General features: G+C 58.3%; 1 pseudogene. It reads left to right on the forward strand.

Annotation, left to right across the window (positions count from 1 at the left end):
• A pseudogene (locus ACLJNW_RS24660) lies at positions 1–278 on the forward strand (hypothetical protein); the annotation flags it as partial.

Consider the following 278-nt stretch of genomic DNA (forward strand, 5'->3'; position numbering starts at 1 on the left):
CTGTTGGTTCGTCAATTCCGCAATCCCATCGTCCTAATCCTGCTGTGCGCGTCTTTCATTTCTCTGTTTCTTGCAGACCGCACGGATGCAGCCATCATTTTCGCGATCATCGCCGCGAGCGGCGTGCTCGGGTTTTGGCAAGAGCATAGCGCTGCGAAAGTGATGGCCGCATTGCTCGCTCTTGTCCGCGTCAAGGCCGATGTCTGGCGCGACGGTCAGCTCACCGAGGTTCCTATCGAGGATATTGTGCCGGGCGACGTCATCGACCTCTCCGCAGG

This window comes from Salmonella sp. SAL4457 (genome assembly GCF_046548235.1).
In the GTDB taxonomy this organism is placed as follows: Bacteria; Pseudomonadota; Gammaproteobacteria; order Enterobacterales; family Enterobacteriaceae; genus Salmonella; species Salmonella enterica.